Source organism: Ramlibacter henchirensis (assembly GCF_004682015.1).
In the GTDB taxonomy this organism is placed as follows: Bacteria; Pseudomonadota; Gammaproteobacteria; order Burkholderiales; family Burkholderiaceae_C; genus Ramlibacter; species Ramlibacter henchirensis.
Genome location: NZ_SMLM01000001.1, coordinates 546,853 through 560,293, shown reverse-complemented (window position 1 = coordinate 560,293; position 13,441 = coordinate 546,853). Strand labels below are relative to the sequence as shown.

At 68.4% G+C, this 13,441-nt stretch carries 14 protein-coding genes; 6 read left to right on the top strand and 8 right to left on the bottom strand.

The window, feature by feature from the left end; translation table 11 throughout:
* Positions 1–47: 47 nt before the first annotated feature.
* The 3 genes from EZ313_RS02790 to EZ313_RS02780 all read right to left on the bottom strand — a co-directional run bounded on the left by EZ313_RS02790 (position 48) and on the right by EZ313_RS02780 (position 3,264).
* Entirely contained in the window at positions 48–737 is a 690-nt protein-coding gene (locus tag EZ313_RS02790; RefSeq protein WP_135261690.1) for a c-type cytochrome, read from the bottom strand.
* On the bottom strand, positions 734–1,963 hold the full coding sequence (locus tag EZ313_RS02785) for a PQQ-dependent sugar dehydrogenase (RefSeq protein WP_240788513.1): 1,230 nt from the start codon (positions 1,961–1,963) through the stop codon (positions 734–736). The genes EZ313_RS02790 and EZ313_RS02785 overlap by 4 nt, the downstream gene beginning before the upstream one ends.
* A gap of 140 nt (positions 1,964–2,103) precedes the next feature.
* Positions 2,104–3,264, bottom strand: a complete 1,161-nt coding sequence (locus EZ313_RS02780; RefSeq protein ID WP_240788512.1) for a thioredoxin family protein — start codon at positions 3,262–3,264, stop codon at positions 2,104–2,106.
* 92 nt (positions 3,265–3,356) lie between these two features.
* Here EZ313_RS02780 and EZ313_RS02775 point away from each other — a divergent pair, with 92 nt between their 5' ends.
* Together EZ313_RS02775 and EZ313_RS02770 are read left to right on the top strand one after the other, a co-directional pair.
* The gene (locus tag EZ313_RS02775; RefSeq protein WP_135261688.1) at positions 3,357–4,142 is read left to right on the top strand and encodes an SDR family NAD(P)-dependent oxidoreductase; all 786 of its coding nucleotides are present in this window, start codon (positions 3,357–3,359) and stop codon (positions 4,140–4,142) included.
* Between the two features lie 68 nt (positions 4,143–4,210).
* Positions 4,211–4,972, top strand: a complete 762-nt coding sequence (locus EZ313_RS02770; protein ID WP_135261687.1) for a 2OG-Fe(II) oxygenase — start codon at positions 4,211–4,213, stop codon at positions 4,970–4,972.
* Between the two features lie 62 nt (positions 4,973–5,034).
* Here EZ313_RS02770 and EZ313_RS02765 read toward each other — a convergent pair whose 3' ends face one another.
* Positions 5,035–6,015, bottom strand: coding sequence for a Bug family tripartite tricarboxylate transporter substrate binding protein (locus EZ313_RS02765; RefSeq protein ID WP_135261686.1), 981 nt, complete (start codon positions 6,013–6,015; stop codon positions 5,035–5,037).
* A gap of 82 nt (positions 6,016–6,097) precedes the next feature.
* On the opposite strand from EZ313_RS02765, the gene EZ313_RS02760 reads away from it, so the two are divergent.
* Entirely contained in the window at positions 6,098–7,918 is a 1,821-nt protein-coding gene (locus EZ313_RS02760) for a CocE/NonD family hydrolase (protein WP_135261685.1), read from the top strand.
* A gap of 8 nt (positions 7,919–7,926) precedes the next feature.
* Here EZ313_RS02760 and EZ313_RS02755 read toward each other — a convergent pair whose 3' ends face one another.
* Positions 7,927–8,610, bottom strand: a complete 684-nt coding sequence (locus EZ313_RS02755; protein WP_205960318.1) for a winged helix-turn-helix transcriptional regulator — start codon at positions 8,608–8,610, stop codon at positions 7,927–7,929.
* 127 nt (positions 8,611–8,737) lie between these two features.
* Here EZ313_RS02755 and EZ313_RS02750 point away from each other — a divergent pair, with 127 nt between their 5' ends.
* Both EZ313_RS02750 and EZ313_RS02745 read left to right on the top strand, forming a co-directional pair.
* The gene (locus tag EZ313_RS02750; RefSeq protein WP_135261684.1) at positions 8,738–9,619 is read left to right on the top strand and encodes a class I SAM-dependent methyltransferase; all 882 of its coding nucleotides are present in this window, start codon (positions 8,738–8,740) and stop codon (positions 9,617–9,619) included.
* A gap of 59 nt (positions 9,620–9,678) precedes the next feature.
* The gene (locus EZ313_RS02745; RefSeq protein ID WP_135261683.1) at positions 9,679–10,776 is read left to right on the top strand and encodes a hypothetical protein; all 1,098 of its coding nucleotides are present in this window, start codon (positions 9,679–9,681) and stop codon (positions 10,774–10,776) included.
* 50 nt (positions 10,777–10,826) lie between these two features.
* Here the strand turns inward: EZ313_RS02745 and EZ313_RS02740 are convergent, their stop codons facing one another.
* Positions 10,827–11,039 carry a hypothetical protein gene (locus EZ313_RS02740; RefSeq protein ID WP_135261682.1) on the bottom strand — a complete coding sequence of 71 codons (213 nt, stop codon included), beginning with the start codon at positions 11,037–11,039 and terminating at the stop codon, positions 10,827–10,829.
* A 133-nt stretch (positions 11,040–11,172) separates the two neighbouring features.
* On the opposite strand from EZ313_RS02740, the gene EZ313_RS02735 reads away from it, so the two are divergent.
* On the top strand, positions 11,173–12,060 hold the full coding sequence (locus EZ313_RS02735; protein WP_135261681.1) for a LysR family transcriptional regulator: 888 nt from the start codon (positions 11,173–11,175) through the stop codon (positions 12,058–12,060).
* Between the two features lie 18 nt (positions 12,061–12,078).
* Here the strand turns inward: EZ313_RS02735 and EZ313_RS02730 are convergent, their stop codons facing one another.
* Positions 12,079–12,501, bottom strand: coding sequence for a PAS domain S-box protein (locus tag EZ313_RS02730; RefSeq protein ID WP_205960317.1), 423 nt, complete (start codon positions 12,499–12,501; stop codon positions 12,079–12,081).
* 86 nt (positions 12,502–12,587) lie between these two features.
* A complete protein-coding gene (locus tag EZ313_RS02725; protein ID WP_167772482.1) occupies positions 12,588–13,286 on the bottom strand; it encodes a CBS domain-containing protein in 699 nt (232 codons plus the stop codon).
* Positions 13,287–13,441: the final 155 nt, after the last annotated feature.

The following is a 13,441-nucleotide window of genomic DNA, read 5'->3' as shown; positions in this document are numbered from 1 at the left end:
TTCCGGACGCGCCCTGAATGGCGCAGCAACGCAGGAGGCTTAGCCGGCTATTTGGCGCCTGCCGGCCCGCCGGGAAACCGGGCCGCGTAGTACGCCAGCGTGTCCAGGTCCTCCACGGAGACCTGGCTGACTGCCGACACCATCGCCTGTGTGTAGGCGGCGCGGGTGCCCGACTTGAACCCCCGCAAGCTCTCCTGCAGGTACTCCTCCTTTTGCCCCGCGATGCGGGGCACCTGCTGGCCGCCGTCCAGGTTGGGCCCGTGGCAGAACAGGCACTTGTGCTGTTCCGCGAGCGAGCGCCCCCTGGCCATGCGCGCGGCATCGGGCGGCGTGGCCGCGGCCGGCGCGGGCACCGGCGGCAAGGTCCCGATGTAATCGGCGAAGCCGCGCATGTCGTCATCCGACAGGGTCTTGGCCACGGCTGTCATGGGCTGGTTGCTGCGGCGGCCTTCGCGGAACAGGAACAGCTGGGTGATCGAATAGAGCGAAGGCTGCCCGGCCAGGACCGGCGTTCCCGCCATGTCACTGCGGCCGTTCGCGCCATGGCAGGAGGCGCACAGGGCGGCGAAGCGCTGCCCGTAATCGACCGCCTCCGGTTTCTTTGCGGCAGGGGCGCTGCTGGCGGGCGCAGCGTCCTTCTTGCGCGGCTTGTCCTGCGCGCCGGCGTGTTGCGGCACCGCCGCCGCCAGCGCCGAGACGCAGGCCACCGCGCCGGCAGCCCAGCGCCGCATGGTCATTTGCCGCCGGTGTAGCTGATGCGGTAGATGGCGCCGGCGTGGTCGTCGCTGACCAGCAGCGAGCCGTCCTTGAGCACCAGGAAGTCCACCGGGCGGCCCAGGTAGTTGTTGTTCTCGACGAAGCCGGTCATGAACGTCTCGAGCTTCGCGCCGCCCTTCCCGTCGGGCCGCGCGACCAGGATGTCGGCGTACTTCTGGGTGCGGTTCCAGGGACCATGGCGCGCGATGAAGATCGCTCCCTGGTACTTGGCCGGGAACATCTTGCCGCGATAGAACGTCATTCCCAGCGAGCCGGCATGCGGGCCCAGCAGCGCAGCGGGCTTCACGAAGTCGTTGCACGACTTGCCCCACCCGAACTCGGGATCCGGGATGTTGCCCTGGTGGCAGAACGGATAGCCGAAGTGCTGGCCCATCTTGGTGACTCGATTGAGCTCGTCGTGGGGCAGTTCCTCGCTGAACCAGTCGCGGCCGTTGTCGGTGAACCAGAGCTCGCCCGTCTTGGGATCGAAGTCGAAGCCCACGGTGTTGCGCACGCCCGCGGCCACCGTCTCGATGTTGCTGCCGTCCAGGTTCATGCGATAGATCTTGGCGTACTCGCCGGGGTCGCAGATGTTGCAGGGCGCGCCGATGTTGTAGTACAGCTTGTCGTCCTTGATGCGGAAGTACTTCCAGCTGTGGTCGGTGCCGCCTGGCAGCTTGTCGTTGAGGACCTTGGGCTCGCCGGGCTTGTCGAGGTTGTCCTCGATGTTGTCGTATCGCAGGATCTTCGTGTTCGTTCCCACGTACAGGCTGCCCTTGTGGAAGGCGATGCCGGTGGCAAGGGGCAGGTTGTCGATCAGGACCTTGGCCTTGCGCTCGCCCTTCTCGGGGACGACGTAGACCTTGTTCGCCACGAACAGCGAACTCACGAAGATGTTGCCCTTGTCGCCCTGGCGCAGCGCGCGCGCATCGAGAATGCCCGATGCCCAGGTCTCGGCCTTGAAGCCGGGCGGAAGCTTGAACCTGGCTGTAGGCAGCTTGTCCGGAGCGGTGGGGATCGGGAATGCGGGGACGGGCGCCATCTTCATCGCGGCGTCGCTCTTCGGCCGGCCCTTCGCCCATCCCGGTTCTTCCGCCGGCGGGGGCACCGGCGACGGTGCGCCGGGCGTCGGCTGGGACAGGGCCGGAAAGCCCGCGGAGCAAAGCATCGCAAGCGCGATGCAAGTACGGAATTTCTTCATCGCCATGTTCGTCTCCTTGTCGCCCGATCAGGCGAGGTCATTTTGATAACGCGTTGGGGATCACGCAACTGCGCCATTTGCCGCTGCGTTCGTCTGAAGCGGAAGCGGCGCGGACACGGTTGAGATGCGGCGCGAAGTCCGTCCTCTCAACCGAACGTGAAGGCGTAGACCTCGACTCCCTCGTCTTCGAATTCGATTTCGAACAAGCGGTCGCCGACCGGTTGAGGCTGCCGGACCAGTTGGTGAAGCCTGTGCTCGGCGAGCACGCCGCGGCCCTGAGCATCGATGTCCGCGCCGTGCGCCGACCCGGGCGGCTTGCCGTCGAGCCTGACCCGGAACGCCACGGGCCTGCCTTGTGTGGCCGGTCCCATGACGAGGTGGAGGTCCCGGGCCCGGAAGCGATGCACGATGCGCCCCTGCTTTCCTTCGAGAAGCGCCACTTCGCGTCCGACGGTCCAGTCTCCTGCGAGCGCCCACGCCTTGGGCCTCAGCCGCTCCGGAGCCGCGTAGCGCACGGTGCGGCCCACCGTCATGCCCGATGGGGAGGCGAAGTTCTCCGCGCGGTCATGGCCGACGTACGTCTCCGGCGTCCGCAGGTTCGCCCAGTCGGCTTGCGCCTGGCTGCCGGTGCCGGTCACGCGGACCGTGTCCGCCGGAACGTCCTTCGCCCCGGCGGCCTTCAGCAGTTGCTGCAGCACCCTTTCCGAACGTTCGAAGTCCCCCTCGCCGAAGTGGTGGTGGCGGATCGTCCCCTGCGCATCGACGAAGTAGAGCGCCGGCCAGAAGTTGTTCCCGAACGCACTCCAGACCGCGCGGTGGCTGTCGACCGCGACGGGGTAGTCGACCTTGAAATGCGCCAATGCGCGACGGATCCTGTCGAGGTCCTTCTCGAAGCTGAACTCCGGCGTGTGGACCCCGATGACGACCAGGCCATGGTCCTTGTACTTCTCGGCCCAGGCCCGCACGTGCGGCAGCGTTCGCTGCCAGTTGATGCATGAGTAGGTCCAGAACTGGACAAGGACCACCTTGCCGCGCAGCGCGGCGGCGGTGAGCGGGGGCGAGTTCAGCCACTGGACCGCTCCGTCGAGCGACGGCATGGAGCCTTGCGCGCGCAGCGGCAACGTCACCGGCGCGCGCTGCGGGTCGCCCGGCTTCTCGCCGACAGCGCTCGCGTCGCCGAGGAAGGCGAACACGGCAGCAGTCACCACCACCAGCGCACGCGGCGCGCGAAGAAGCAGTGTCGATCGGCGCGGGACGACCTGCGCCAACACGGCAGGAGGGGCCAGGTCTTCGATGTCGGCGTCCACGAGCCCATTACAGCGCAGAAAGCCGCCGCCGACCCGTCGACATGCGCTGGGCCACCATCGCATCGTCTATCCTGCGAAGCCCGGAGGAACGCATGGCGGCACCTACTTCCCTCTTCGACCTGGCCGGCCGAACCGCGCTGGTGACCGGCGCGTTCAGCGGCTTCGGCCTGCACTTCGCGAAACTGCTCGCCGCGCAGGGTGCTCGCGTGGCGATGGCGGGCCGGCGCATCGAATTGGGCCGCCGGCTTGCCGCGGAAGTCGGCGCCGAAGCCGGGCGAGCCTCGGATGTCGCCGCGTTCCCGCTGGACGTCACGCAACCGGACAGCGTCGCAGCGTGCCTGCAGCAGGTGGGCGCGCGGCTGGGCACTCCGCACGTCCTGGTGAACAACGCGGGCATCGTCGCGCGTGCACCGAGCCTGGAACTCGACGACGAGGCCTGGTCAGGGGTGGTGGACGTCAACCTGTCCGGCGTATTCCGCGTGGCGCAGGCCACGGCTCGCGAGATGGTGCGCGCCGGCCACGGCGGCAGCATCGTCAACATCGCATCGATCCTCGGCCTGCGCGTGCGCACGCAGGTGGCGGCCTACGCGGCCACGAAGGCGGCCGTCGTGCAACTGACGAAGGCGCTCGCGCTGGAGTGGGCGGAACACGGCATCCGCGTGAACGCGCTTGCGCCCGGGTACTTCGAAACCGAGATCAATCGCGACCTGCTTCGCTCGGAAGCGGGCCGCGCGATCATCTCGCGCGTGCCGCAGAAGCGCACCGGTCATCCGCACGAGCTGGATGGAGCCCTGCTGCTGCTGGCCAGCGATGCGTCGTCGTACATGACCGGTGTCGTGATCCCTGTCGATGGCGGGCACCTGGTGAGCACGCTCTAGCGGCCACCCCACAACCACGTGTCCGGTTCCGGCCAGTCCGCGAAGACATGCGGCCCTATCGTGAGGCCATGGCCGCTTCCCCTCCACAGCCGGTTCGTGTCGCCGCAGGGCACGAAGATGAGCCGGCGCGCCGCCTCGCTTCGCAGGACTGGTTCCGCGTCGATGCGGAGCTCGATCGTGACGGCGTTTCCGTCCTGCCCGCGCTGCTGTCGGCGGCGGAATGCTCCGGCCTCGCCGGGCTCTACGACACAGGTGGCCCGCGCACCTTCCGCAGCAAGGTCGTGATGGCGCGCCACGGTTTCGGCCTGGGCGAGTACAAGTACTTCGACTATCCGCTGCCGGAAATGCTGTCGCGCCTGCGCACTGCGCTCTACGGCCATCTCGTCGCGACGGCGAACCGGTGGGATGCGATGCTCGGGCTCGAGCCTTCCTTTCCGCCGTCGCACGCCGAGTACCTGCAGCGCTGCCATGCGGCCGGCCAGACACGGGCCACGCCGCTGATGCTTCGCTATGCAGCGGGTGATTTCAACTGCCTCCACCAGGACCTGTACGGCGCCGTTGCCTTTCCCTTGCAAGCCGTCATCCTGCTCTCCGCGCCGGAGGACGAATTCGAAGGCGGCGAACTCGTCCTCACCGAACAGCGGCCCCGGATGCAATCGCGTCCGCAGGTCGTGCCGCTAGGACAGGGCGATGCAGCGGTGTTCGCCGTGAGCCATCGCCCCGTGAAGGGAAGTCGCGGCTTTCATCGCGTCAACATGCGGCACGGCGTCAGCCGCATCCGCAGCGGCACGCGCACCACGGTCGGCCTGATCTTTCACGACGCTGCGTGAGGGACTGACTGCGGTTCAGTGGCAGCCGATGGCTGCGGCCGCGCGGGGGCAAGGCGCCTGGCTCAGTCGATCTGGATCTTCAGGTCGCGGATCAGTCCGCCCCAGATGCGCGCCTCGTTCTCCGCGCGCTTCTGGATGTCGGCGGGCGTGCCTGGGATGGGGAAGAGGAACTGGTCGACCAGCTTCTGCTTCATCGCGGGGTCGGCCAGGAAGCGGTTGACCGAAGCGGCGAGCTTCTGCGTCGCGTTGGCATCCATCTTCGCCGGCCCCACCAGCGCGTACCAGCCCGGCAGCGCCGGCACGTTGGGCGTCAATTCCTTCAGCAGCGGCAGGTCGGACAGTTGCGGCGAGCGCGCTTCCCCCGACTGCGCGAGGCCGACCACCTTGCCGGCCTTGATCTGCGCCAGGGCCGTGGCCGTGGTCGCGGTCATCACGTCGGCCTCGCCCGCCACCACGGCCATCAGCGCCGGCCCCGAGCTCTTGTAGGGGATGTGGCGAAGCTTGAAGCCCGAACGCAGGCCGATCATCTCCGTGTACAGGTGCGTGGAGTTGCCCAGGCCCGCGCTCGCGAACGTCAGGCCTTCGGGCTGCGCCTTGGCGCGCTTGACCAGGTCGTCCCACGACTTGATGCCGCTGTTGTTGCTCGCCACCAGGACGAAGCCCGCGTCCGCCACCGGCGCGACGAAGGTGAAGTCCCTGAGCGGGTCGTACGGCACGTTCTTGTAGAGGAACTGGTTGAAGCTCACCAGCGACACGCTGGTGAGCAGCACCGTGTGGCCATCCGGCGCTTCGCGCTGCACGAGTTGCGAGGCGATGATGCCGTTCGCGCCGGGCTTGTTGTCCACCACGACCGACTGCTTCAGGTCCTTGGCCATGAAGTCGGCCAGCATGCGGCCCACCACGTCGGCGCCCGAGCCGGGCGCCTGCGGAATCACCAGCTTGATCGGGCGCGAGGGAAAATCCTGGGCCGCTGCAACCCCGCAGGTCGAAGCAAGGACGAGTGATGCAACGGAGCCGAGAAGGAGGCGACGCGTCGGGCGCATGATGGCGATTCCTGAAGGTGTGGGACGTGCGGGAGCACAATGGCCGCGGCCAGTTTAAGCGGCCCTCAACTCAAGCGAACCCATGTCCGACAGAGACGATTCCGGCCAGGCCTGGCTCATCCCTCCCTCCGAATACCTCAAGCGTCGGCCCGCGACCCATGCGGTCCGCAAGCCGAGCTCCTGCTACGTCACCATGCCGGACGGTGTGCGGCTGGCCGTCGATGTGTACCTGCCGGAAGGCGACCGCCCGGCGCGCATACCGGCCGTCGCGGTGCTCACGCCGTACTACCGGCGCTTCAAGGTCGACGGCCAGGGCGCCGAGCCTTCGCCCAACATCGCGATCTACCGCGACTTCTTCGTGCCGCGCGGCTATGCGCTGGTGACGGTCGACGTGCGCGGCTGCGGCGCCAGCTTCGGCACGCGCGACTGCTTCCGTTCGCCGCGCGAGCGCGACGACCACCGCCGCATCGCGGACTGGATCGTGGCCCAGCCCTGGTCGAGCGGCGTGATCGGCTCGACGGGCATCTCCTACCTCGGCGCGGCGGCCTGCTTCCTCGCAAGCACGGGCCATCCGGCGGTGAAGGCCGTCGCGCCACTGTTCGCGGTGCACGACACCTACAGTGACCACGTGTTCCCCGGCGGCATCAAGTGCACCACCGTCACGGAGAACTACGACGCGCTGGTGCAGGCCCTGGACCTCGACCTGCGCGAGAAGCTCGCGCCCTATCCCTACTTCAACGACCCGCGCTACGCCGGCCCGGCGCCGGTGGACGAGGACGCGGACGGGAAGCTGGTCGCCGCGGCGATCGACGAGCACCACGACAGCTTCAAGATGCGCGACCTCGCGCCGGAGTTCGCGTTCCGCGAGGAAGCGGCCTCGCACGATCCGCAGCTGCACAGCGGAGCCTTCAGCCCGTACTGGTACCTGGAACAGATCCCGGGCAAGGTCAACATCTACTCGGTCTCGGGCTGGTACGACGGCAGCGCGTTCGCCACCGGTTCCATCGCGCGCTTCCTGAGCAATCCGGGCGCGGACAACCGCCTGCTGCTGGGCCCGTGGGACCACGGCGCGCGAACCAACGGCTCGCCGTTCCGAGACAGCGCGCCGCTGCCGCAGTTCCCGGTGCTGGCCGAGGTGCTGCGCTTCTTCGACGAGCACCTGGCCGGGATGGATACGGGCCTGCGCAAGGAAGCCCCGGTGCACTTCCACACCGTGCGCGAGGAGACGTGGCAGGCGGCCGCCACCTGGCCGCCCCACGCGTCCAGCACCCGCCTCTACCTGGCCGAGGATGCACGGCTGTCAGCGCGTCCGCGCGAGCAGTCGTCGGTCGCGCGATACAAGGTGAGGTTCACGACCGGCACCGGATCCTTCAGCCGCTTCGAGCGCCTGGGCGCGCTGGCAGTGCTGGACTACTACAAGGACTGGCACGGCCGTGAAGACCGGATGCTGACATTCGCCAGCGAACCTTTCGGCAGGCGGACCGAGCTGTCCGGCCACGCCACCGTGCAGCTGCACGTGTCGACCTCCGAGCACGACGCCGGCCTCTTCGTGTACCTGTCGGAAGTGGATGCGGACGGCCGTTCCTGGTACATCACCGAAGGCCTCCTGCGGCTGCTGCACCGCGCGCAGGCCGAGCCGCCGCCAAGCTATCGCGCCACGTGGCCGTTCCGCAGCTTCCGGCGCGAACACGCCAGGCACATGACGCCCGGCGTGGCCGAGACGGTCCGCTTCGCGCTGCTGCCGGTCTCGTGGACGCTGCAGGCGGGCAGCCGCCTGCGCCTGGCGATCGCGGGAGGGGACACCGATCACTTCGCGCAGGTGCCCGCCGGCCGGCCGCCGGTGCTGGGATTCACGCTCGGGGGCGAGCACGCGTCGTTCGTCGACCTGCCGTTGCGGACATAGCGAGCCGATCAGGCCCGCGCCATGCGCGTCGGCGCGAACATGCTGCGTCCGAGCCAGCGCCAAAGCTGCCGCCCCTGGTGGCCCGCGCCCTGCACCGTGAGGGCGCCATCGCGAATCACCTGCTGCGGATCGCTGTCGCCCGTCCACACCTCGGTGAGCGCGCGGACCGTCGCGTCGACGATCACCGTCACCTCGTGCCCGGGATCGTCGCGGCACAGGTCGGCCGTGCGGTCCTGCACCACCAGCCACCAGCGCCGCTCGGCTGCCGGCGCGTCGCGGAAGCGGAAATGCACGACCGTACGCTCCCGGGCGGGGAATTCCTCCAGCCGGGCGAAGCGGCGGATGTCCCACATCAGGAATCCCGCATCGAGCTGCTCTCGTCGCAGCCGGCTGCCGATCCAGCGCGCGCCCCAGTGGCCGATGCCCACCACGATGGGCCGCAGTTCCTCGCCCGCGGCCGTAAGGTGGTACTCCCAGGCCTTGTCGACGCGGCGACGCTCGACCACACCGATCGCCTCGAGCTTGCGCAGCCGCTGGGTCAGCAGCGTGGCCGACATCCGCGGCACGCCGCGGTGGATGTCGTTGAAGCGGCGGCTGCCGCACAGCAGTTCGCGCACGACCAGCGGCGTCCAGAGCTCGCCGAGCACTTCGGCGCCGCGTGCGACCGTGCAGAACTGCATGTAGTCGATCATGGTCCCAGTCTAGGCGACGGCGCGCGTCGCCACAGCTCCAGATTCTGGACTTGAGGCCACGGCGGGCGCCGCCTACCTTGCGCTTGACCGGCGCATGTCGCGCCGCCTGCCGTCAAGGAGTGACACCATGGTTGAAGTCCTGAGCCCTTCCGCACCCGCCGTGTTCGATGCCGACAAGTTCCGGCAGACCACCCGCGCCCAATGGGAGGCGGCCGCCGACGCGTGGGACCGCTGGTCGCCGCTGCTGAACCAGTGGCTGGGCGCGGCGACCGATGCCATGCTGGACCTGGCCGGCGTGTCGCCGGGCGCGCGCGTGCTCGACATCGCGGCCGGGGCCGGCGACCAGACGCTGGCCGCGGCGCGCCGGGCCGGCCCGAACGGCTACGTGCTCGCCACCGACATCTCGCCCGCGATCCTGCAGCATGCGCGCACGGCCGCGCGCAAGGCCGGGCTGTCCAATGTAGAGACGCGCGAACTCGATGGCGAGCGCCACGACCTGCTGCCGGCGGCCTCGTTCGATGCGGCGATCTCGCGCGTCGGCCTCATCTACTTCCCCGACCAGCAGCGCGCGCTGGCCGGCATCCGCCATGCGCTGCGGCCCGGCGGGCGCTTCGCCGCGGTGGTCTATTCCACGCCGGAGCGCAATCCCTTCTTCGCATTGCCGGTGGCCATCATCCGGCGCCGTGCGCAACTGCCTGCGCCGCTGCCCGGCCAGCCCGGCCCGTTCTCGCTGGGCGGCGAGGGCGTGCTGGCCAGGACGCTGGAGACAGCGGGTTTCCGGGACATCGAAGTGCGCCGAGTCGACTCGCCCGTGCGGCTGCCGACGGCGGCCGAGTGCGTCCGCTTCGAGCGCGAGTCGTTCGGCGCGTTGCACCAGATGATGGCCGGCATGAGCGACGCGGAACGCGCGGACACCTGGCGGGAGATCGAGGAGACGCTTGCGCGCTTCGAAACCCCGCAGGGATTCACAGGCCCCTGCGAAATGCTCGTCGGCGCAGGCGCGCGCTAGCGGCGATCCGTGCCTGAGCTGCCCAAGCCGTGGGCAGGATTTTCCTGCGAACATCCGCCATGGCCGCCGCGCTCGCAGCTTCGATCATCGACAGCCTCCTTCGTTCGACCCTCGGACCCGCCGGCCAGGACGCGGGCAATCGTGTCTCGCTCGACGGCCTCTCGCTGGGAACACGGGAAGACGGGGCGCTCGAGATCGGGATACGAAGGCTCGAGGCGGCATCGCTTCGCGTCGCATCGGGACCGTTCGTGCTGGAGGTCGGCAAGCTTGCCGTGGACAGGCTTGTCGCACCGGTACGCATCGAAGGTGGCAGGCCGCGCTTTTCCACACTGGAGGCGGCCGGCGCCGAACTCTCAGGAGTGAAGGTGCATGGCCCTCTGGTTCTCCCGACGCGACCTGCGGGCGACAGCACGACGGGCCAGGGGGCCGCCACTTCCTGGTCCCTGGGCCCCCTCGCTGCCGCCGACGGCACGATCCGCGCGGAGATCGTCGACGCGCACCTGCTGTTCGATGCCGACGTGACGGTTCCGATCCGTCACGGGCGCATCGACTTCAAGGATGCCACCGTCGAGCATGTCGGACCGGATTCGCGCATGGGCGTCAGCCGCCTCGGGCTCTATGTCGATGCGCCCAACGGGCGCAGCTACCTCTATCAGTTCTCGTCCGCGCCGGTCGCCGGTGTGGAGTACGAGCAGCGCGGCGCGTTGCTGGGACCGTGGGTCACGGACCGCGGCAGTCTGCTGCTGCAGCCGTTCGGTGAGTGGCTGCTGCGCCAGCCTCTGGGTGGTGGCCAGGCCCACGGCATCACCGAGCAGGCGCGCCTGCTGTTCGACCGCACCGCGGTGTCGGGCGATGTGCAACTCGGCGACGGGAGGTTCGCGGCGCCCGCCGTGCAAGCCGAGCTCGTCGGGCGTGCCGATCGCCGCAACGTGATCCTCCTTCAGTCGCAGGCCGTCGGCCGCGGGCTCACGGCCGAAATGACATCAGTGTCCGTGCGGAACGCGGTGTTGGGCTCGGGGGGGACGCGAATCGAGTGCGACCAGGTCGAGGGCGCGCTTACGCTGCGGCTTTCCGTCGAGGAAGCGCAGCTACGCTTTTCTTTCGATCTCGCAAAAGCGAAGGTCTCGGGCGTGCGTTTCCATCTACGGCACACCTGATCCTGTGAATCCTTTGAACGGCCCTTGCCGAGGTGGCCGTCAGGCCTGCCTCACTTCTTGGGTGCCATGATCCCGAGCATCAGGTCCGTGTTGAGCTTGGCGATCTGCTGAACCAGCGCCCATTGGCTGGACATGATGCGGGCGAATTCCGGATTCGCCGGATTCGCCTGCCCCGACATCGCCAGCTGTGCGGTGGATTGGGCGATCTTCTGCTGCTCAGCGAGGATCCCTTTGACGGCCTCGTTGTATTGATCCAGGGTCATAAGTCGCTCCAGTGCGGGGACGGTCCCGGTCGCATCTTATTCCCGCCCGTACAGGGACGCTGGGCCGCTCAGATCGGATGAGCGCGCAGTTAAGCCAGCTATAACGGGAAAGACTGTCCCGAGAACCAAGACAATGGACCGATTCCAGGAGATGCGTGTCTTCACCGCCGTGGTCGACGCCGGCAGCTTCGTCGCCGCCGCCGACGCGCTGGAGATGTCGAAGGCCGCGGTGTCGCGCTACGTCAGCGAGCTGGAGCAGCGCCTGGGCGTGCGGCTCCTGCACCGGACCACTCGCCGCCTGTCGCTGACCGAGGAAGGCGAGGTGTTCCTCGCCCGCTGCAGGGAGTTGCTGGCGGCTCTCGATGAAGCGGAAGCGGAAGTCAACGAGCGCGGCGGCAGCGCCGTCGGCCTGCTGAAGGTGAGCGCGCCGGTCTCGTTCGGCGTGCTGAACCTCGCGCCGTTATGGGCCGACTTCATGGCCGCGCACCCGCAGCTCACGCTCGACCTCACGCTCACCGACCGCATGATCGACCTGGTCGACGAGGGGTTCGACATGGCGGTGCGCATCGCACGCCTCCCGAGTTCTTCGCTCGTGAGCCGGCGGCTCGCGTCCACCCGCATGGTGCTGTGCGCGTCGCCGCGCTACCTGCGCAAGCACGGCACGCCCAAGCATCCGCAGGAGCTCGCCGCGCACACCGTGCTCGCCTACAACCTCCTGTCGACCGGCGACACCTGGGAATTCGAAGGTCCGCAGGGTCCGGCCACCGTGAAGGTGCGGCCTCGCCTGCACACGAACAGCGGCGACACCTGCCGGGCCGTGGCGCTGGGTCACGGCGGGATCGTGCTGCAGCCCTCGTTCCTGGTGGACCGCGACCTGCAACGCGGCGACCTCGTGGAGGTGATGCCGAAATACCGGTCCGCCGAGCTCGGCATCCATGCCGTCTACCCCACCCGCAAGCACGTGCCGCCCAAGGTGCGGCTGCTCATCGACTTCCTCGCCACGCGCCCGCGGCAGCGTTGAGAGCCGATCCCCAGGCGATCAATTCGCCATGGCAATCTGCTCCATGTGCCTCACCGTCACGTCGCGTCCGACGGCGAAGACTCCGAGCAATGCGCCGCCTTCGTCCTTGAGGAGTCCGAACGAGAAGTCCACGTAGAGCCGGCAACCGTACTTGTGGTTGGCTCGCGTCGTCATGACTTCGCCATGGGTTTTCAGGTGACCGCTTCGTACCGCGTTGCGAAAGCCGATCGAGTGCGCCAGCTTCAGCCGCTGCGGAACGATCATGTCCAGGGGCGCACCGATCGCTTCGGCAGACGAATATCCGAAGATCACCTCGGCGCCGCGGTTCCACAGGCGTATGACGCCGTCGGGGTCGGCCAGGATGACGGCATCGAGCATCTCATCCAGGATCATCGCGCCAAGGTTCGCCGTGTCCAGATCCGCACATCCGGTGGAGTTCATGCGTTGTGCTCCTGGCCCCGCGGGCGGGAAAGCTTTCCAGCAACGTGCTTCTGCGACTTCGGCATCATGGAACAGCGCTCCAGCGTTCAGACCATCGCATAGGCATCCACGCCCAGCACGCGGTCGTCCTGGACGCCTCTCACGCCCGGCATGTTCTCGGCCGCGACGCGGCTCGCGAGGCGGTACGCATCGCTCTCGACGACGCCCTTGAAGATCACCCAGCCGCCGCAGACATAGACGTTCTGCCAGCTTCCGTTCCACCACTTTTGCGCGGACAGCTCCTGGACGAGGCGCCGACGGATCGTGTCGTCGTCCAGCTCCTGGAGGGAGCCGGGCGCCGGCTGGCGAGCGAGCGCCTTCACGAGATCGGCGCGGGTGACGATTCCGATGACTTCGTCACCCGCGAGGATGGGCACTCTGCCGATGCGGTGCGCATCCAGCAGGCTGGCGACGTCGCCCAGGGATGCATCCTGTTCTGCACATCGCACCGGCGACGTCATCACGTGCCGGACGGCTCGCCCATGGGACTTGACGTACCTGCGGGCGACTGTGTCTCTCCCCTGGAAGCGGCGCCACCAGGGGCGGAGCTCGCGCTCCCGGTCGGTGCCGATCTCGTACCTGTGGACCAGGTCGGCTTCAGTGACCATCCCCACGAGTTTCTTCCGGCAGTCGAGGACCGGCACGCCGCCGATGCGGTGGTCACGCAGGGTCGCGGCCACCTCCGCTACCGATGAGGCGAGGCCGACCGTGATCGCCGGGGAACTCATGATGTCTCTTGCGAGCATTGCGGATCCTTTTCGTTGGGATCGGCGGTTCCAGAGCGTCGTCGCTGCGGCCGGACCACCGGCCGTCTGCAGCCGCCTCGTGTTCGTCGCCCGCCGCATGTATATCACGGCATGACATAAATACAAGCTCAGCTTCGCCCCGCCGGGCTTGCGGT